Source organism: Achromobacter sp. Root83 (genome assembly GCF_001428845.1).
GTDB lineage: Bacteria > Pseudomonadota > Gammaproteobacteria > Burkholderiales > Burkholderiaceae_B > Achromobacter.
In genome coordinates, this window is record NZ_LMIU01000024.1 from 273,028 (window position 1) to 291,066 (window position 18,039).

Consider the following 18,039-nt stretch of genomic DNA (forward strand, 5'->3'; position numbering starts at 1 on the left):
TCGCCTCTGGCGCTGCATCAGGAGCTACCCCTGGTCATGGGCATGACGATGGCCTCGGCAGGAGAGTGTTTCCTCCGGCCCGTGGCTCAGGGGGTAGACTTCGCTTCACGTGTCAGCGCCTGGGCGCGCACGGCCGCGCTGGCGTTGAGTTGCGCGGCGTACCCGTCCTTGCCGCCGTAATCATTGATGCTCTCGAATCGCAACGTCGCCTGCTCCGCCGGATCGAACCTGGCGACAGGGAAATAAAGCGTTTGCCCCGGAGCAACCATCGACGAGTGCTTCACCGCCTCGGTCCTTCCCAGAATCCGCAACGTGATCCCACTGATCGAAACGTGATACACGCCGGGATTCCTGACCTGCAGCGCGGGGTTGCCGTTGTTCTTCTCCAGTTTCCATTGCAGCGCCGAAGGAGCTTGCAGCGGATCGCCGGTCAGTCCGGATGGCCGAAAGAAGACTTTGATACGTTGGCGGATCGAGATCTGCAGGGCATTGTCCAGATCGGACATCTCCGGGATTTCCTGCACGTTCAGCCAAAACACGGACTCCCTGTCGGCGGGCATGGTGTCCCCGCCGGCGTGGATTATTCTTAATAATTGTTGTTGGTTGGCCGACATTTTTGCCAAAGGCGGCGTGACGACGAACGGGACTTCGTTGGCGCCACTGGCGTCAAGCGCATCGACCCAGGACTGAACCAATATATTTCCCCCGGAATTGCGCACGGTGATATTGGCTTCTTTATATTTTCCGTCGAATACAACCCGGGTGCGATTCAAGGAAATGGCGGCATCAGCATGGGTGTGCAGCATAGCGGTTGCCGCAAACAGGGCGGCGATTGTTCTGCGCAGAGTCATGACCTCTTTCCCCCGACATATAAGTGCCTCCACCGGACGCGGGACAGCCCTTTCTGGTATCCGGTGGATTTGAGGTGTTCACTTATTCGTACATCAGCGTGTAATTCACCGTTGCATTTGCGCTTCCGGGATCCACTGCCGCAGGGGATACGCCGACTTGGGTCGTGTAATAGGCCAGGAACTGCAAACTTGTCTTGCCCGAACTGTCCAGGTTGGCGACAAAAGTCCTGTCGGTGGGCGAAGTCAGGTCCAAGGGCGTGTTCTGCCCGGGGCGCGTCAAGGTGATCTGCGCGCCCTGGGCAAGGCCATCCAGGCCGGCGCCTTTGCCGCTGGTTATGCCTGCCGTGAGCTCAAGGGTGACACTGGTGCCGGCCGCGCATTGCAGCGTCAGATCGACGGTGACCGGCCGGGTTGGAAGATTGGTTGTGCTCGTGGCCGGGGCGGCTTCACTTCCCAGTGCCATCTTCGAAACGGTGCCCATGTTGTAATTAAAGACGCCCTTGCTGGTCATGCCGGGGCCCGTCACTTCGCACGCGTCGTTGCTGATATCTCCGGTGAAATGAATGACGCCCCTCGCGCCTTCCGTCGGCGCCGCCAGCGCACCCGTCGTCAGCATCAGACCTGAAAGAAATGCGATTTTCAAAGAGATTGGTTTCATGTTTATTCGCTATTGATTGAGTATGAAACGAATAACAGAAATGACATTCCCGATTCCCGGTGCAGTGCTCCGTTATTCTCGGTATGCAATTGATACGTGCATGCAGGGGAGTTTGTGTCTATTCGTATGCGCGAAGAATAGTAAAATTCTTAAAAATGGCGCGCATGCGGGTGACGCGTTACAGGGACGCGTTGTATAGGACTGAGTGAAGGGGAAGTGGCGAGCAAGGGCGCGATGGCGATGCGTTGTAAGCGGCTAGTGCTGCTTTCCGCAAAGGTGGAGCAATCTATTTTGGTCAGTTTGTCCGATATTTGTAGTCAAATTTCGGACAGATTTGCCTCAAGTCCGAAAAAGATATACAAATATCGGACAAAGGTGCCCCATGAACGATGTCAAAACGCAGATCGTGACTTATATGGACGCGGGCGGCTCCGGCCAAGTATGCGGACCGGCCGACTTCGCCCATCTTGGCAGCCGTGACGCTGTAGACAAGGCGCTGCAACGCCTTGCCGCCGCTGGGCAGTTGCGCCGCATCGACCGCGGACTGTATGACCGCCCCAAGATCAACAGCCTGACCAAGAAGCCGGTAGCGCCGGACTATCGTGCGGTCGTGGATGCGATCGCACGCCGCGATCAATTGCGTTTGCTGGTCGATGGCATGACGGCCGCTAACGACCTCGGGCTGACCGATGCGGTGCCCGCGCACGTCACGATTCATACGGATGCGCGTCGACGCGCGATTCAGCTCGACAAGTTGGTGATCCAGTTCAAGCTGACGGCCCCGAGCCGTTTGTATTGGGCCGGCCGGCCGGCCATGCGTGTCGTACAGGCGCTGCACTGGCTCAAGGACACGTTACCCACGAATAGGCCCAACATCCTCAAGCGGTTATCTGCGTTGCTGGACGACCCAGCTCAGGGAGACGCCATCCGCCAGGACCTGTTGGCGGGTTTCAACACGTTGCCCGCATGGATGCAGGGCATAGTCCGCGAATTGCCGGGCTGCGCCCTACAAACTGGAGAGACCGAGCCATCAGTGGATGTCTCTTCTACCAAGCGCCATCCACGCGACGAGACCTTGGCATGAATCCGAATTTCCGCACGGTCATCCAGGCGAGTGATGATGAGCGCCGCGGCCTGTTCTTGACAACGACTACCCGCCTGGGGACAGCGATTCAGAATGTCGAAAAAGACTTCTGGGTGTGTTGGGTTCTGGATGCGTTGTTTAATGGTCTTCCTCCTGGTGGGCCGCGATTGTTGTTCAAAGGGGGAACGTCGCTATCCAAGTCTTTTGGATTAATTTCGCGGTTTTCCGAGGACATAGACGTTACGGTATTTCGCCAAGATATCGGCGAACCGATTGAAACCTCGGAACTTGACGCTTTGAGCGGCAAGCAGCGGCGCATTCGTCTTGATCGCATTCGTGCCGCCTGTCACAGGTACATTGCTGAGGTCATGGCGGTGCAACTGAAAGAGATCGCGGCGGGGGTCATCCCTGTCGACGGCTTCCGTGTGGAATTGGACCCTGACGATCCCGACCAGCAGACGCTACTGTTTTGGTATCCCGCTGTGGCGGCTGCACCAGGTGACTACATACGTTCCGCCGTGAAGATCGAGGCAGGTGCCAAGTCCGCGCTGGACCCGCACGAAGCGGCCACCGTCATCCCCTATGTCGCCGATGATCTATCCGATCTCGACATGGCCGTGCGCAATGTCACGACTGTTAAACCCGAGCGTACTTTCTGGGACAAGATCATCATCTTGCACGGACTGCGCCAGTGGCATGATCGACGGGGGAAACTACGCCAGGGCGGGCAGCGTGTCTCGCGGCACTATTACGACGTCTACCGTCTATTGCAGCATTCTGACGTAGCGGCTTGGTTGGCCAACCAAGGCCTGGCACAGGACTGCGCGCAACACGCTAGGTTGTTTTTCGGTAGCGCCGACCTGGGGCTGGACACGGCGGAGAGCGGTTCTTTCACCTTGGCGCCGTCGCCGCCTATGAGCGAAGCGCTCGTGCGCGATTACGTGGCGATGGGAGGAATGATCTTCGGATCGCTGCCCGAGATGAATGAGGTATTACACGCCATTGATGCGTTGGAACACCGGCTCAATGTGCTGAGAGCGTGATTTGGGTTTTGCGGGGAGTGGGGCCCACAACTTGAAGCCCCACGGGTTACCGAAAATCGCTGGTCAGATGCTGTGCTGTGGAGATAGCACTAGCCGCTATGCCAATGAATCAAGCCCATAGAAACAAAAAAGCCTTGGAACACGTTGTGTCCCAAGGCTTTTCCGTCTGGAATTTTGGTGGAGCGGAGGAGGATCGAACTCCCGACCTTCGCATTGCGAACGCGACGCTCTCCCAGCTGAGCTACCGCCCCAAATCAAGCAAGATCAAGAATATACAGGAATCGTCCTAGCCTGCGCAACACGTCCAAAAAACTAAGTTGATCAGGCGAATTCCAGGGTGGCGATGACCGGGGCGTGGTCCGAGGGCTGTTCGTTGCGGCGCGGTTCCTTGTCGATGGTGCAGGCCACGCAGCGTTTGACCAGCGGGGCCGACAAGAGCACATGGTCGATGCGCAGGCCGGCGTTGCGACGGAACGCGAACTGGCGGTAATCCCACCAGCTAAAGGATTTTTCGGGCTGCTCGAACAGGCGGAAGGAATCGGTCAGCCCCAGCTCCAGCAGATCGCGCAGCGCCTGGCGCTCGGGTTCCGACACCAGCACCTGGCCTTCCCACTTTTCGGGGTTGTGCACGTCCTCGTCGGCGGGCGCGACGTTGTAGTCGCCCAGCACGGCCAGCCGGGGGAATTGCTTGATCTCGTCGGCAAGCCAACGGCGCATGGCTTCAAACCATTCCAGCTTGTAGGCGTACTTGTCCGACCCCACGGACTGGCCGTTGGGGCAATACGCGCAGACGACGCGCACGTCGCCCTCGGGGCTGGGGAAGGTCAGCGCCAGCACGCGCTGCTGGGGATCTTCGTAGCCGGGAATGTTGCGCACCATCGACGTGCCGGGCACGCGCGAAATGATGGCTACCCCGTTATAGGTTTTCTGGCCGGCCCAGACGGCGTGATAGCCGGCTTCGGTGAAGGCGGCTTCGGGGAACTTGTCGTCGGTGAGCTTGAGCTCCTGGATGCACAGCACGTCGACAGGATTGGCGGCCAGCCAGTCCAGGACCTGCTGCAGGCGTACGTTCAGGGAGTTCACGTTCCAGGTGGCGAGTTTCATGTTCTTGATAGACCGTTTATGAATGCGGTTCTCGGGGCTGCTGCCTTCCGGCGCTCCGGCCTGGCTACGCATCTGGCGACGCATTCGGGGCGGGGTTGGCGCTGCGCCGGGAATAAGGCCAGATGATACCGTGGCCAAGAAGCGCCCGCCGCCCGCACCCAACAGCATGGCGGGCCAGGGGCTTCTCAGCCCTTGACCAGCCCGCCGTCGACGATCAGGTTCTGGCCCGTCACGGCGCGCGACCACGGGCAGGCGAAGAACAGCACCGCGTCGGCGAATTGCGCCGGCGTGGTGACTTCGCGCAGCGGGGTGCCGGCGGCGATCATGTCGAAGACGGCGTCCGGCGTGGCGGCCGACGCGTCCGTGGTGCGCAGCAGGCCGCCCGACACCATGTTGACGGTGATGCCGTCCGCGCCCAGTTCATGCGACAGGGTGCGGGTGAAGGCTAGCAGCGCGGCCTTGGCGGCGGTGTAGTCGTGGTAGGGCACCACGGGGTTCTGAACCAGGTTCGTGCCTACGTTGATGATGCGTCCGCCGCCGGCGGCGCGCATGCCGGGCAGGACGGCCTGCGTGGTGTTGAGCGCGGCGCGCACGCTGCCTTCGAGTTGCGCGTTCATGTGCGCCCAGCTCAGCGTGTCGGCGTGGGGACGCGCGTCGCCGTTGAACTGGAAGGCGGGCAGGGCGTTGTTGACGACGGTGCTGACCGGCAGCCCGAAGTGCTGGCTGGCCTGTGCGACCATCGCGGCGACGGCGGTGGCGTCGCGCACGTCGGCCTGTATGGCCAGCGCACGGTCCGGCGCCGTGGCCGCCAGAGCTTGCGCGCGGTCGGCGCTGTTCAGGTAGTTGATGACGACCTTGGCGCCTTCACGCAGGAAGGCTTGCGCGATAGCGGCGCCCAGGCCGCGGCTGGCGCCGGTGACGATGACGAGTTGCTGGTCCAGATTCAGTTGGGGGCGTTGCGATGACATGAATTGACGGCTTCCTGCTCAATGTTCCGAGCCGCTGTTGAGCATGCGGCTGCGGGCTTTTTCAATATGGGCGCGCATGACATTGCGCGCGCCCTCGGCGTCCTGATCGCGGATCAGGCCATAGATATGGCGGTGTTCGTCGATGGCGGCGCGGGTGCGCTTCCAGGGTTCGCTGTGCACCAGGTGGCGCATGACGTTCACCGCGTGGCTGACGTCGTACTCCAGCGACTTCAGCACCTGCACGAAGCGCTGGTTGCTGGTGGCGGCGGCGATGGCGCGGTGAAACCCGTAGTCGTGATGGTGCGCGATGGCGCCGGACGCGTCGGCCTCTTCGTAGCCGGTCAGCATGCGGTCCATTTCGTGCAGATCGTCGGGGGGGCGGCGCAGGGCGGCCAGGTAGGCGCATTCGGGTTCGATCACCATGCGCAGTTCCAGGCCTTCGAGGATGTGGCCGACCCGGCGCGCCGGGTCCACGGCGGGCATGCCGCCCATCAGGTCCGGCTTGGCCCGCACATAGGTGCCGGATCCGCGGATCGAATCCACCAGCTGATCTTCGCGCAACCGGTCCAGCGCCTGGCGGACCACGGGCCGCGACACTTCGAACAGCGCGGCCAGTTCCAGTTCCGTCGGCAGCTTGTTGCCGGGCGCGATCTTGCCGGTGGCGATCGCATAGAACAGGCTTTCGTAGACACGTTCGGCAAAGCGCTCGGCGCGCACATAGCCCAGGCCGGACGCCACTTCGGCCAGCACGTCCAGTTCCGGACGGGGGCGGCTGGCGGCCGCCAGCAGCGATTCAAGCTGCGGGTCACGCACATTGCTCATCGGCTGCTCCTGGTCGATGGGGACGGGCTTGTCATTCCGCATGACAAACCCGCGGGGCGGCAAGCCCCTGAATTACTAGGGATAACCCGATCATCCAGAAAAATATCCTGAAGCTTGGGATAAAAGCTGTCAATCCAATTGACAAGTTCCGGGGGGCTCCCGTACCTTGGCATCAAACCACAAAGCCCGCGCACGACGCGCTGGCGGCGCAACCGGCCCAGCCGCCGGAGGCGTCTGGAGACCCGCAAATTCCCCCCAACCGGCCGTCCGGCCGCTACTTTACTCCGCGCATCGTGACTCAGAAGAACTTTATCGCCAACCAATGGGTGGCCGCCGCCACCGGTGAAACCATTCCCGTCCTGAACCCGTCCGATGGCAAGCCGTTCGAAGCCATTGCGCGCTCGGGCCAGGCCGATGTGGACCGCGCCGTGCAGGCCGCCCGCCAGGCGTTCGAGGGCGAGTGGGGCCAGATGGCGCCCGCGGTTCGCAGCCGACTGCTCATGAAGATCGCCTTCGCCCTGCTGGACCGCCAGGAAGAGCTGGCGCAACTGGAATCGGCCGACGCGGGCAAGCCAATCAAGCAGGCCCGCGCCGACGCCGCCGCCGTGGCGCGCTATTTCGAGTTCTACGCCGGCGCGGTGGACAAGCTGCACGGCGAGACCATTCCCTATACGCCGGGCTTTACCGTGCTGACGGTGCGTGAGGCGCATGGCGTCACCGGCCACATCGTGCCCTGGAACTACCCCTTGCAGATCTTCGGCCGCAGCGTCGGCGCGGCGCTGGCGGCGGGCAATGCCTGCGTGGTCAAGCCCGCCGAAGACGCCTGCCTGTCGCTTTTGAAGCTGGCCGAGATCGCCGCCGAAGTGGGCCTGCCCGCCGGCGCCCTGAACATCGTCACGGGCTACGGCCATGAAGCGGGCGCCGCGCTGTCCGCGCATCCCGGCATCGACCATATTTCGTTCACCGGTTCGCCGCAGACGGGCAAGATGGTGGCCCACGCCGCCGCCGAAAACCACGTGCCCGTCACGCTGGAACTGGGCGGCAAGTCGCCGCAGATCGTGTTCGATGACGCCGACCTGGACGCCGCGATGCCGGTGCTGCTGGGCGCCATCATCCAGAACGCCGGCCAGACGTGCTCGGCCGGCAGCCGCGTGCTGATCCAGCGCGGCGTGTACGAGACCGTGCTCAGGCGCCTGTCCGACGCGTTCGCGGCTACGGTTACTGGCCCCGCCGCCGCCGACCTGGACGTCGGTCCCCTGATCAACGCCCGCCAGCATGACCGCGTGCGCGGCTTCCTGGCGGAAGCGGAAGCGCAAGGCATGAAAGTCGCCGCGCGCGGCAAGCTCAAGGACGGCACGCCGGATTCGGGCTTCTACCAGCCGCCCGTGCTGTTCCGCGACGTGCCGCCCGACAGCCGTCTGGCGCAGGAAGAAGTGTTTGGCCCGGTGCTGGCCGCCATGGTGTTCGACACCGAGGAAGAGGCGCTGCAAATCGCCAACGGCACGCTGTACGGCCTGGTGGCCGGCGTGTGGACGCGCGACGGCGGCCGCCAGATGCGCCTGGCCCGCAAGCTGCGCGCAGGCCAGGTGTTCGTCAACAACTACGGTGCGGGCGGCGGCGTGGAGCTGCCGTTTGGCGGTTCGCGCCAGTCGGGCTACGGCCGCGAAAAGGGCTTCGAGGCCCTGTACGGCTTCACCAGCCTGAAGACCATCGCGATCAAGCATTGAGGCGCGCCGGGGCGGCCCGGCCGCCCGGCGCGGCGCGGCGGTCCCTGGCAAAATATCGGTTAACGTTGATGTTTTGCTTTTGGGGCCTGCCGCCCCGCATTCAGGATCCGTATGTTCACCGGTATTGTTCAAGGCACCGCGACAATCGCGAAGATCGCGGATCGCGAAGGCCTGCGCACCTTCACGCTGGATTTCCCCCCTGGTTTCTGCGTTGACCTGGCCATCGGCGCCAGCGTGTCGACCGACGGCGTCTGCCTGACCGTCACCGAAATCCTGTCGGAAAATCAGGCTACCTTCGATGTCATGCAGCAAAGCCTGGCCATCACCACCCTGGGCAGCTACGCCGAAGGCGACCGCGCCAACGTGGAACGCGCGGCCAGGGACGGCGCCGAGATCGGCGGGCATCCCCTGTCGGGCCACGTGGACTTCACGTCGGAAGTGCTCATGGTGAAGTCGTCGGACACCAACCGCCTGATGCGCTTCAGCATCCCCGAGGCCTTTCGCAAGTATGTGTTCGCCAAGGGCTACATCGCCATCAACGGCGCCAGCCTGACGGTATCGGAGGTCAACCGCGCCGAGGGCTGGTTCGAGGTCTGGCTGATTCCCGAAACGCGCCGCATGACCGTCTTCGAGGACAAGCAGGCGGGCGATTCCGTCAATATCGAGATCGAACGCAGCACCCAGGTGATGGTCGATACGGTGCGCGAAACCGTCCAGGAAAGCCTGGGCAGGCTGCAGCCCCTGCTGGAGGCGATACTCAAGGAAAAGGGACTGACGCTGGAAGACTTTGTCAGTCCGCAGGGCAAGCTGAAGTAGGCATTGCCGCCGCGCTCAGCGCGCCGCGAAGGCCCGCCCCAGCGGCCGCATGCGGATCCCCGGCTGCAGACGGGTCCAGGGCAGGTCGGCGGGATCGGCCTGCATGGGCCCCGGCGCCTTGGCCACCAGCACCTCGTGCGCGATGGGCTGGAAGTCCGCGCGGAAATGCACCGAACTCTTCACCACCAGTATCGACATTTCCTCGGGCTGCACGCCGCCCACGCGGAACAGGTTGCGGTCCAGCATCTGCGCCTTGCTGGCGCTGACCACGATCCGCACGCCGCCGATCCTCAGGCCCGCGACGGCGCCCAGGTCCACATCCATGCCGTGCATCATCGGCCCATCGAAGCGCAGCTTGCCGGGCGACAGCGTTTCGACGATGAACTCGCCATCGAAGGCGGCATCGCCCGCCACGCCGGACTGCCCGCCCAGGCTCAGCCGCACCGTGGCGCCCACCCCCGCGGCCGTGGCCTGGCGCACCGCCTCGGGATCATAGAAGAGGCCCAGCGCCGCATTTTGCGCGTCGGCGGCCACCAGCGCGCGCAGCATGCCCGTGGTGTTGGCGTCGCCGCCCGCGCCGGGATTGTCCTGCGTGTCGGCGATGACCACCGGGCGCGAGGCGCCGGTTGCCAGGGCCTGCGCGCGGCGCACGGCCTCGGCGGGTTCCAGGAAGTCAGGCGACCATTCCGGCTCCAGCTCCAGCACGCGGGTATGTAGCGATTCGGTCACCCGTTCGACGGCGGCGGCGTCCGTGCCGTAGGCCCACACGACGGGTCCGCACTCCGGAAAATCCGCCGCCGGGAATCCCGGCGCGAACGAGATGGACGCGACGCCCGGCGTCTGCTCCAGGCGCGCGAGCATGTCGTAGACGCCATGCGACGGCTGCAGCATGGTGCACATGCCGTTGATCGGAATGAGAAAGGGCAGCCTGCGTTCGCGCCGGACCCATTGCCCGCCCGCCTGGATGCGGGCCAGCAGCAGGCGCGCGGCCTGCACGCCGGTGTCGGCCATGTCCACATGCGGATACGTCCGGAACGCGACCAGGCCGTCTGCTTCCCGCAGCATTTGACCGGTGACGTTGGCGTGCAGATCCAGGCTGGCGACGACCGGCACGTCCGGCCCCGCGATCTGGCGCACGCGGGCAAGCAGTTCGCCCTCGCCATCGTCCAGGTGTTCGGTGACCATCGCGCGGTGCAGGTCCAGATAGATGGCGTCGTAGCCGCCGGCCCGCGCCGCGTCGAGGATTTCGCCGGCGATGCGCTCGTAGGCGTCGCGGGTCACGTGGGCCGACGGGCTGGCGCCCGCCCAGATTACCGTGTCAACGGTATGGCCCTGTTCCATCACGGCGTTGATGAAGCCTCCGGCCGGGATGTTGACCTCGCGCAGCGCCAGCATGTCCTTGCCGCGCACCATGGCGGGAAAGCCCTCGCCGCGGACGAAGTTCTCGTAGCCCGCCTTGGACGGGGCGAAGGTGTTGGTTTCATGCTGGAAACCAGCGACCAGAATATGCATGATTTTTTCCTGTGGGGCGGAATGCGGACGCAGGGGCGCGGATCGGAGAGGCTTGGACCGTGCCGCCCAGGATACCGTGTATGCGACGCGCCGAGGCCCCCGCGCCAGCGCATGCGCACTCAGGGACAACGCGGATTGCGTCTTCCTCCCGGCATACAATGAAGCCACCTTCGGAGGTACCTATGTCGGCGATATCCGATATCAAAATTCGCCCCCTCGAGCGTGGCGATCTGCACTTCGTGCACAAGATCAACAATAACGACGTCATCATGCGTTACTGGTTCGAAGAGCCCTACGAGGCCTACGACGAACTGGTCGCCCTGTATGACCGCCACTTGCACGACCAGAACGAGCGGCGCTTCATCATCGAACACGACACCGGCCAGCCCGCCGGCCTGGTCGAGCTGGTCGAGATCGACTACATCCACCGCCGCGCCGAATTCCAGATCATCATCGCGCCCAGCTACCAGGGCCGCGGCTACGCCAAGGCGGCGACGCGGATCGCCGTGGGCTATGCGTTCCGGGTGCTGAACCTGCACAAGGTCTACCTGGTGGTCGACAAGGACAATACCGCCGCCGTGCACGTGTACGAACGCTGCGGCTTTCAGATAGAAGGGCTGCTGAAGGAAGAATTCTTTTCCAACGGCGCCTATCGCGACGCCTACCGCATGGCCCTGCTGCAACACGAGCACTTGCGCGATGTCGGGCCGGGCGCGCCGGACGCGCCCGTGCTGCGCGACTGGCCGCAGGAAGAACAGACGGGCTGAGGCCGCCCGCCGTGTCCGGCGGCGCGGGCGAGGATCAGGGCTTGAAGAACGCCGTGGGCGTCATCAGCCGGTTCTCCTGGCTGATCAGGTAGCCCGCGTCCGCGCTCTTGGCAAGGTAGCCCGCCCAGGCAGGATCCTGCTGCAGCGCGCGGCGCTTGGCGTCGCGGTCGGCGGCGCTGTCATAGACCCAGATGTGCATGTAGCTGTTGACGTTGCCCGTCTCGGTCTGCATGTAGGCCAGGGGCTTGCCCAGGTGGCGGCTTTGCACCTCATAGCCATGCTCGGCATAGAGCGCCAGGTGCTTCTTGATGGTGCCGGCGCGGCAGGTGTAGGTTCGTACGTCGTAAAGCATGGTGCATCCTTGATATGGGTGTTGCGGAAATTCGTCGGGGCCCGAACGCGGCCCCTGTCAGGGGCTCGGGCGCTAATCGGCGGTGGCGCCGGACTGCTTCACCAGCGTGCTCCAGCGCGCCACTTCCTGGTTCACGTACTGCTGGAAGGCGGCGTGGCCGTCGCCGACCGGATCGGCGCCCAGTCCCTTCAGCTTGTCCTGCACGGCGGGATCGGCCACGCCCTGGGTGATCGCCTGGGACAGCTTTTCCACCACGGGCGCCGGCGTGGCGGCGGGCACGAACAGGCCGAACCACGAACGCGCGTTCATGGCGGGGTAGGGCGTTTCGGAAAATGCCGGCACGTTGGGCAGGGACGCGTGGCGCTGCGTGCCGGTCACGGCGATGGGCGTCAAGCGGCCGGCCTGCACCTGCGACAGCACCTCGGGCAGGTTGGCGAACATGATCTGCACCTGGCCGCCCATGAGATCGTTCAAGGCTTGCGAGCCGCCCTTGTATGGCACGTGCGTCATCTCCGCGCCGGCCAGCGAATTGAACTGGGCGCCCGCCAGGTGCGATGCGGTGCCGGTGCCGCCCGATGCATAGTTCACGCGGTTGCCGTTGGCCTTCGCGTAGGCGGCCAGTTCTTCCGGCGTCTTGGCCGGCACCGACGGGTTCACCACCAGCAGCAGGGGCACGGACGCCAGGTTCGACAGGCCCGCGAAGTCGCGTGTCAGGCTGTAGTCCAGCTTGTGATAGAGCGTGGCGTTGATGGCATGGCTGGACGTGGCCATCAGCAAGGTATAGCCGTCCGGCTCGGATCGCGCCGCCATCACGGCGCCGATATTGCCATTGGCGCCTGCCTTGTTTTCCACCACCACCGGCTGGCCCAGGCGGGTGGACATGGATTGCGCCACGGTGCGCGCGATCACGTCGGTGGCACCGCCCGCGGCGAAGGGCACGATGATGCGCAGGGGCCGATCGGGGTAGTCGGCGGCGGCGGCGGACGCGGCCGCGCCCACGGATGCCACGGCCAGTGCCGCGGCCGCCGTCAGCCGTCGCAGGGGAAGCAGGGGATTGTTCATGTCTCTCTCCAGTGTTGGATATTTTTATGGGGGCGCCGGGCGCCATCCTTCGGGACGGCGCGCGGCAATCCGCTCCCGGGCTTCAGGATGCGGCAAGGCGCGCTTTGTCGCGCAGGCTTGTCAGGGTGGCCCGCGGCGTAATCACCTCGGGGTCTAGGCTGAGTTCGATCAGATAGGGCGAGCCGCTGTCCAGCGCACGCGCCAGGGCGGGCTCGAAGTCGTCGTGCCGGGCCACGCGTTCGGCGGGCACGCCGAACGATTCCGCATAGGCCACGAAGTCGGGGTTGCAGAGGTCCGTGCCGATGGTCCTGCCGGGGTAGTTCACTTCCTGGTGCATGCGGATCGTGCCGTACATGCCGTTGTTGAACACGATGAAGACGACGGCCAGGCGATGCTGTTTGACGGTGGCCAGTTCTTGCGAGGTCATCAGGAAGCAGCCGTCGCCGGCCAGGCAGACCACCTGGCGGTCGGGATGGCGCAGCTTGGCCGCGATGGCGGCAGGCACGCCGTAGCCCATGGCGCCGCTGGTGGGCGCAAGCTGGGTGCGAGGATGGCTGAATCGGTAGTAGCGATGCGCCCAGGCGCTGTAGTTGCCGGCGCCGTTGGTCAGGATGGCACGCGGATCCAGGCGCTCGCGCAAGGCGGTGATGACGCGCGCGGGGTCCATGCGCAGCTCGGTCGCGGGCGGCTCCGTGTAGCGCAGGTAGCTCTGGCGCAGCCCGTCCAGCCAGCCGCGCCAGGGGATGGCATTCAGCGGTCCGAGTCCGGCGGCCTGATCGGCAAAGGCGTTCAGGTCCGACTGTATTTTCAGCGCGGGCTGGTACACGCGGCCCAGCTCTTCGGGGCTGGCCAGCACATGGATCAAGGTCTGCCTGGGCACGGGAGACTGCAGCAGCGTATAGCCGCCGGTCACCATTTCGCCCAGGCGCGCGCCCACCGCCAGGATCACGTCGGCGCGGCGCACGGCGTCGGCCAGTTCGGGGTTCACGCCGATGCCCACTTCGCCCACGTACTGCGAATGATGGTTGTCGAACAGATCCTGGCGGCGGAACGAACACGCCACCGGCAGGCCGTTCAGGCTGGCGTAGCGGGTCAGGTTGTCCAGGCCCGCGTCGGTCCAGCCCGAGCCGCCCACGATCATCAGCGGCCGCTGCGCGCCGGCCAGCAAGGCGCGCATGCTGGCCAGCGCCTCGGGCGCGGGGTGGGCGTGTGGAACCTGTATCGTGCCGCAAGACTGCGCAAAGGCCGATTCGGTCAGCATGTCCTCGGGCAGCGCCAGCACGACGGGACCCGGCCGGCCCGACATCGCCACCGAGAAGGCGCGGTTCATGTATTCGGTGACGCGCGCCGCGCTGTCGATCTGCGCCACCCATTTGGTGAACTGCCCGAACATGCGGCGGTAGTCGATTTCCTGAAACGCTTCGCGCTCGACCATGTCGCTGCCGACCTGGCCCACCAGCACGATGAGCGGCGTGGAATCCTGAAACGCCGTCTGCACGCCGATGCTGGCATTGGTTGCGCCGGGGCCGCGCGTGACCATGCAGATGCCGGGCCGGCCCGTCAGCTTGCCGTGCGCCTCGGCCATGAAGGCGGCCGCGCCCTCGTGGCGGCAGGACACCAGGCGTATCCGGTCCTGTTCGGCGTACAGCGCGTCCAGCACATCCAGATAGCTTTCTCCGGGAACACCGAAAACGGTGTCCACGCCGTGTTCCAGCAGCGCGCGCACCACATGCTGGCCGCCCGTCATCAAGGTTGGGGTGTCGTTCATCGCAGTTTCAATCAGGCCGCAAGGCGGCGGGGGTTGAGTTCGGATGAACTTTACGCAGCCCGGCGGCGGGCGCGTTAGGACAGATCGGAGCTTGTGTTGTACTTTTTCGCGGATCTGCCCGGCGCGGCCGTCATTCGATCGGGCGGTAGTGCTTCTTGCGGAAATCGCCCGGCGTGCAGCCGGTGCGCTTCTTGAAGAAGCGCGCGAAGTAGGCCGGATCCTCGAAATTGAGCTGAAACGCGATTTCGGCGATGCCCATGGCCGTATTGCTGAGCAAGCGCTTGGCTTCGAGCGCGATGCGCTCCTGCACCAACTGGCTGGCGGTGCGCCCGACGCTGCGCTTGACCGCCTCGTTGAGCTGGCGTTCGCTTACGCACAGCGCATCGGCGTACTGGCGGACGGCCCCGAAATCCAGATAGTGTTCCTCGATCAGCATGGTGAACCGCTTGGCCAGCGAATAACTGGGGCCGGCGGCGGCTTCGCGCTCGTCGGCCGGATAGAGCCGGCGCAGCTGCGTCAGCAGAATCAGCAGATAGGAGCGCACCACGTCGAAACGCCCGGTCTGGCGGTCGCGGGTTTCGCGTTCGATTTCATCCAGCAGCGGCAGCATGCCGTCATGCTGCTCACGCGTGAGATACAGGGCGGGCGAGCCTCCCGCCACATGGAAGAAGGGAAATTTGGCGATGTCGTCCGCCCGCGGGAACATGTGGGCGAAGAAGTCCGTGCTGATGTTCAACACATAGCCGCGCGGCTTGACCGAGGATGTCCAGGCGTGGATCTGGCCGGGCGACAGAAAGAAAACCGAGTGGTCGCGCACTTCGTGTTGCTCGAAGTCCAGCATGTGCGTGCCGTGCGCTTCGCTCATCCAGAGCAGATGGTAGTAGTTGTGCCGGTGCAGAAAACCGCGCGGGATGTCGTCGCGGTCTTCCAGGCGCACAAGATCGAAGTAGAACGAACCCTCGCCCGAAAAATCCGAGGATTCAAAGGTGGGAAACGGTTCGGGGTAGGGCGAATTCGTGCCTGCGGACAAGCGGGAGTCTCCTTGACCGCGCGCGTGGCGGCTCTATTTTTCGCCATCATAAAGGCAAACGCCGCCGACCCCGCAAGCCCGGGCCGGCCGTGTCAGTGGCCAGCCGGCGCGGCCCGCAGCAGCCGCAAGCCGTTGGCCACCACCAGCAGGCTGGCCCCCACGTCGGCAAACACCGCCATCCACAGGGTCGCGTTGCCCGTCATGGCCAGGGCCAGGAACACGGCCTTGATGCCCAGGGCCAGCGCGATGTTCTGGATCAGCACGCGGTGCGTGGCGCGCGACAGGCGCAGGAAGGTGCCGATCTTGCGCAGGTCGTCGTCCATCAGGGCCACGTCGGCCGTTTCGATGGCCGTGCCCGTGCCGGCCGCGCCCATGGCAAAGCCGATGTCGGCGCGGGCAAGCGCGGGCGCGTCGTTGATGCCGTCGCCCACCATGCCGACGCGGACGTCCGGCGCCAGCTTGCTCTCGATAGCCGCCAGCTTGTCTTCCGGCAACAGGTCGCCACGGGCTTCGTCGATGCCGACCTGTTGCGCGATGGCCTGGGCAGTGTGCGTGTTGTCGCCCGTCAGCATCAGCGTGCGCACGCCCAGCGTGTGCAGGTCCGCGATGGCCGCGGCGCTGCTGGGCTTGACCGTATCGGCCACCGCGGCCAGCGCCAGCACGCGGCTGCCGTCGGTCAGGGCGATGGCGCTCTTGCCTTGGCGCTCCCATTCGTCCAGGCGGGCTTCCAGCCTGTCGCTGGCGACGCCCAGCTCGCGCATCAGGCGGCGGTTGCCGAGCTGATAGGTCACGCCGTCGACCTGCCCGCTGACGCCGCGGCCGGGCAGGGCGGTGAAGGCCTGCACGTCAAGCAGTTCGTGGCCGGCCGCGCGCGCCGCGTTGGCCACGGCGAGCGATACGGGATGGTCGGAGCGGGCCGCCAGGCTGGCCGCGATCAGCGCGGCGGGGTGGCTGAGCTGTTCCGGCGCATCCCAATCCTGCAGGTCGGTCTGGACGGGCTTGCCGTGCGTGAGCGTGCCGGTCTTGTCCAGCGCCAGCCATTTCAGGTTGCGGCCTTCTTCCAGGTAGACGCCGCCCTTGACCAGGATGCCGCGGCGCGATGCCGCGGTCAGGCCGCTGACGATGCTGACCGGCGTGGAAATCACCAGGGCGCAGGGGCAGGCGATGATCAGCAGCGCCAGCGCGCGGTAGATGGCGTCGAACCAGGGCTGGTTCCACAGCAGCGGCGGCACGACGGCCACCAGCAGCGCGACGCCCACCACGGCGGGCGTGTAGATGCGCGAGAAGCGGTCGATGAAGCGCTGGGTCGGCGCGCGCGCGCCTTGCGCCTGCTCCACGGCGTGGATGATGCGCGCCAGCGTGGTGTTGCCGGCCGCCGCGGTGACGCGGTATTCAAAGGAACCGGCCGCGTTTACGGTGGCCGCGAAAACGGGATCGTCCTGGCCCTTTTCGACGGGCAGGCTTTCGCCGGTGATGGGGGACTGGTCCACGGCGGAACTGCCGCTCACGACGATGCCGTCGGCGGCGATCCGTTCGCCGGGCCGCACGCGCACGATGTCGCCCGCCTGCAGGCTGGCGGCGGGCACTTCCATCCAGTTGCCGTCGGCCTGGCGGACGGTGGCGGTTTCCGGCGCCAGGTCCAGCAGGCCGCGCACGGCGTTGCGCGCGCGGTCCAGCGAACGGGCTTCGATCAGCTCGGCCACGTTGAACAGGAACATCACCATGGCGGCTTCGGGCCATTGGCCGATCAGCACCGCGCCCGTGACGGCGATGCTCATCAGGGCGTTGATGTTCAGGTTGCCGTTGCGTATCGCGATCCAGCCCTTGCGATAGGTGCTGACGCCGCAAGCCAGGATGGCCGCCACGGCCAGCGCGGCGGTCAAGGCCAGCGGCGCCTGCGCGAAATGCGAGATTTCGGACAGCGCGGCCAGCACGCCCGCGCCGCCGATCAGCCACCAGTTCACGGTCTTGGCCGCCGGGGCGGGCGTGCCCGGGGCGCCGTCGGCCAGCGGTTCCGGTGTCATGTCCAGCGACTTGATCGCGGCGATGATGCGGTCCAGCGCGCCCTCGGCGTGCACCACCGTCAGGACCCGCTGCATCAGGTTGAAGTCCAGCGCATGCACGCCGTCCACCCCGTCCAGCTTCTTGCGGATCAGTGTTTCTTCGGTGGGGCAGTCCATCTGGCCGATGCGCAGGCGCGCCAGCACCTGGCCGGGGCCGGCCGCCAGCGTCGCGGCGCCCGCGCCGGATACGCCGAGGTCTTGCGCGGCGTGGTCGTGGCCGCAGCAGGCCGTGCCGCCGTGGGCTACCGGTTCCTGCGCATGTCCGCCGCCGCAGCAGGCGCCGCCCTGTTCGGCGGTGCGATGTTCATGTTGTTTGACCGTAGGTAAAGACATCGTCCCACACCTTCAAATAAGCTGATGTGGCAATTGAACACCTTGGAGTTACTATAGGGTCAACCCCCCTCAATCATTC

At 65.2% G+C, this 18,039-nt stretch carries 16 protein-coding genes and 1 tRNA gene; 5 read left to right on the forward strand and 12 right to left on the reverse strand.

Annotated features, from left to right (window positions below; translation table 11 throughout):
* Positions 1-86: 86 nt before the first annotated feature.
* Both ASE30_RS22835 and ASE30_RS22840 read right to left on the reverse strand, forming a co-directional pair.
* Entirely contained in the window at positions 87-851 is a 765-nt protein-coding gene (locus ASE30_RS22835; protein ID WP_057286553.1) for a molecular chaperone, read from the reverse strand.
* A gap of 82 nt (positions 852-933) precedes the next feature.
* A complete protein-coding gene (locus ASE30_RS22840; protein WP_156407737.1) occupies positions 934-1,509 on the reverse strand; it encodes a fimbrial protein in 576 nt (191 codons plus the stop codon).
* A 382-nt stretch (positions 1,510-1,891) separates the two neighbouring features.
* Between ASE30_RS22840 and ASE30_RS22845 the strand changes: the two genes are divergently transcribed.
* Together ASE30_RS22845 and ASE30_RS22850 are read left to right on the forward strand one after the other, a co-directional pair.
* Complete coding sequence (locus tag ASE30_RS22845; protein ID WP_057286555.1) at positions 1,892-2,593, forward strand: DUF6088 family protein; 702 nt, start codon at positions 1,892-1,894, stop codon at positions 2,591-2,593.
* Entirely contained in the window at positions 2,590-3,636 is a 1,047-nt protein-coding gene (locus tag ASE30_RS22850; protein WP_057286556.1) for a nucleotidyl transferase AbiEii/AbiGii toxin family protein, read from the forward strand. Before ASE30_RS22845 ends, ASE30_RS22850 begins: the two co-directional genes overlap by 4 nt.
* Before the next feature lie 175 nt (positions 3,637-3,811).
* On the opposite strand, the gene ASE30_RS22855 is transcribed toward ASE30_RS22850, so the two are convergent.
* From ASE30_RS22855 to ASE30_RS22870, 4 genes are all read right to left on the reverse strand, one after another.
* Positions 3,812-3,887 (reverse strand) — tRNA-Ala (locus ASE30_RS22855).
* A gap of 70 nt (positions 3,888-3,957) precedes the next feature.
* Complete coding sequence (xth, locus tag ASE30_RS22860; RefSeq protein ID WP_057286634.1) at positions 3,958-4,740, reverse strand: exodeoxyribonuclease III; 783 nt, start codon at positions 4,738-4,740, stop codon at positions 3,958-3,960.
* Between the two features lie 185 nt (positions 4,741-4,925).
* Complete coding sequence (locus ASE30_RS22865) at positions 4,926-5,708, reverse strand: 3-oxoacyl-ACP reductase (RefSeq protein WP_057286557.1); 783 nt, start codon at positions 5,706-5,708, stop codon at positions 4,926-4,928.
* An 18-nt stretch (positions 5,709-5,726) separates the two neighbouring features.
* Complete coding sequence (locus tag ASE30_RS22870; protein ID WP_057286558.1) at positions 5,727-6,530, reverse strand: FadR/GntR family transcriptional regulator; 804 nt, start codon at positions 6,528-6,530, stop codon at positions 5,727-5,729.
* A gap of 290 nt (positions 6,531-6,820) precedes the next feature.
* On the opposite strand from ASE30_RS22870, the gene ASE30_RS22875 reads away from it, so the two are divergent.
* The gene (locus ASE30_RS22875; protein WP_200964468.1) at positions 6,821-8,257 is read left to right on the forward strand and encodes an aldehyde dehydrogenase family protein; all 1,437 of its coding nucleotides are present in this window, start codon (positions 6,821-6,823) and stop codon (positions 8,255-8,257) included.
* A 111-nt stretch (positions 8,258-8,368) separates the two neighbouring features.
* A complete protein-coding gene (locus tag ASE30_RS22880; protein WP_057286560.1) occupies positions 8,369-9,073 on the forward strand; it encodes a riboflavin synthase in 705 nt (234 codons plus the stop codon).
* Positions 9,074-9,088: 15 nt separating this feature from the next.
* Here the strand turns inward: ASE30_RS22880 and ASE30_RS22885 are convergent, their stop codons facing one another.
* Complete coding sequence (locus tag ASE30_RS22885) at positions 9,089-10,585, reverse strand: M81 family metallopeptidase (protein WP_057286561.1); 1,497 nt, start codon at positions 10,583-10,585, stop codon at positions 9,089-9,091.
* A 182-nt stretch (positions 10,586-10,767) separates the two neighbouring features.
* On the opposite strand from ASE30_RS22885, the gene speG reads away from it, so the two are divergent.
* Positions 10,768-11,352, forward strand: coding sequence for a spermidine N1-acetyltransferase (gene speG, locus ASE30_RS22890; RefSeq protein WP_057286562.1), 585 nt, complete (start codon positions 10,768-10,770; stop codon positions 11,350-11,352).
* Between the two features lie 34 nt (positions 11,353-11,386).
* Here speG and ASE30_RS22895 read toward each other — a convergent pair whose 3' ends face one another.
* The 5 genes from ASE30_RS22895 to ASE30_RS22915 form a co-directional block, all read right to left on the reverse strand.
* On the reverse strand, positions 11,387-11,704 hold the full coding sequence (locus tag ASE30_RS22895; RefSeq protein ID WP_057286563.1) for an NIPSNAP family protein: 318 nt from the start codon (positions 11,702-11,704) through the stop codon (positions 11,387-11,389).
* 72 nt (positions 11,705-11,776) lie between these two features.
* Complete coding sequence (locus tag ASE30_RS22900; protein WP_057286564.1) at positions 11,777-12,766, reverse strand: tripartite tricarboxylate transporter substrate binding protein; 990 nt, start codon at positions 12,764-12,766, stop codon at positions 11,777-11,779.
* 82 nt (positions 12,767-12,848) lie between these two features.
* On the reverse strand, positions 12,849-14,534 hold the full coding sequence (locus ASE30_RS22905; protein WP_057286565.1) for a thiamine pyrophosphate-binding protein: 1,686 nt from the start codon (positions 14,532-14,534) through the stop codon (positions 12,849-12,851).
* 130 nt (positions 14,535-14,664) lie between these two features.
* Positions 14,665-15,564, reverse strand: coding sequence for a helix-turn-helix domain-containing protein (locus tag ASE30_RS22910; RefSeq protein ID WP_057286566.1), 900 nt, complete (start codon positions 15,562-15,564; stop codon positions 14,665-14,667).
* Between the two features lie 92 nt (positions 15,565-15,656).
* Positions 15,657-17,960: a cation-translocating P-type ATPase gene (locus tag ASE30_RS22915; RefSeq protein WP_057286567.1), complete on the reverse strand. Its 2,304-nt coding sequence runs from the start codon at positions 17,958-17,960 to the stop codon at positions 15,657-15,659.
* Between the last annotated feature and the right edge of the window lie 79 nt (positions 17,961-18,039).

Excerpts from the sequence above, each read along its gene's own strand:
- ASE30_RS22835 (WP_057286553.1), bottom strand. The coding sequence starts at position 851 with ATGACTCTGCGCAGAACAATCGCCGCCCTGTTTGCGGCAACCGCTATG.
- ASE30_RS22840 (WP_156407737.1), bottom strand. The coding sequence starts at position 1,509 with ATGAAACCAATCTCTTTGAAAATCGCATTTCTTTCAGGTCTGATGCTG.
- ASE30_RS22845 (WP_057286555.1), top strand. The coding sequence starts at position 1,892 with ATGAACGATGTCAAAACGCAGATCGTGACTTATATGGACGCGGGCGGC.
- ASE30_RS22850 (WP_057286556.1), top strand. The coding sequence starts at position 2,590 with ATGAATCCGAATTTCCGCACGGTCATCCAGGCGAGTGATGATGAGCGC.
- xth (WP_057286634.1), bottom strand. The coding sequence starts at position 4,740 with ATGAAACTCGCCACCTGGAACGTGAACTCCCTGAACGTACGCCTGCAG.
- ASE30_RS22865 (WP_057286557.1), bottom strand. The coding sequence starts at position 5,708 with ATGTCATCGCAACGCCCCCAACTGAATCTGGACCAGCAACTCGTCATC.
- ASE30_RS22870 (WP_057286558.1), bottom strand. The coding sequence starts at position 6,530 with ATGAGCAATGTGCGTGACCCGCAGCTTGAATCGCTGCTGGCGGCCGCC.
- ASE30_RS22880 (WP_057286560.1), top strand. The coding sequence starts at position 8,369 with ATGTTCACCGGTATTGTTCAAGGCACCGCGACAATCGCGAAGATCGCG.
- ASE30_RS22885 (WP_057286561.1), bottom strand. The coding sequence starts at position 10,585 with ATGCATATTCTGGTCGCTGGTTTCCAGCATGAAACCAACACCTTCGCC.
- speG (WP_057286562.1), top strand. The coding sequence starts at position 10,768 with ATGTCGGCGATATCCGATATCAAAATTCGCCCCCTCGAGCGTGGCGAT.
- ASE30_RS22895 (WP_057286563.1), bottom strand. The coding sequence starts at position 11,704 with ATGCTTTACGACGTACGAACCTACACCTGCCGCGCCGGCACCATCAAG.
- ASE30_RS22900 (WP_057286564.1), bottom strand. The coding sequence starts at position 12,766 with ATGAACAATCCCCTGCTTCCCCTGCGACGGCTGACGGCGGCCGCGGCA.
- ASE30_RS22905 (WP_057286565.1), bottom strand. The coding sequence starts at position 14,534 with ATGAACGACACCCCAACCTTGATGACGGGCGGCCAGCATGTGGTGCGC.
- ASE30_RS22915 (WP_057286567.1), bottom strand. The coding sequence starts at position 17,960 with ATGTCTTTACCTACGGTCAAACAACATGAACATCGCACCGCCGAACAG.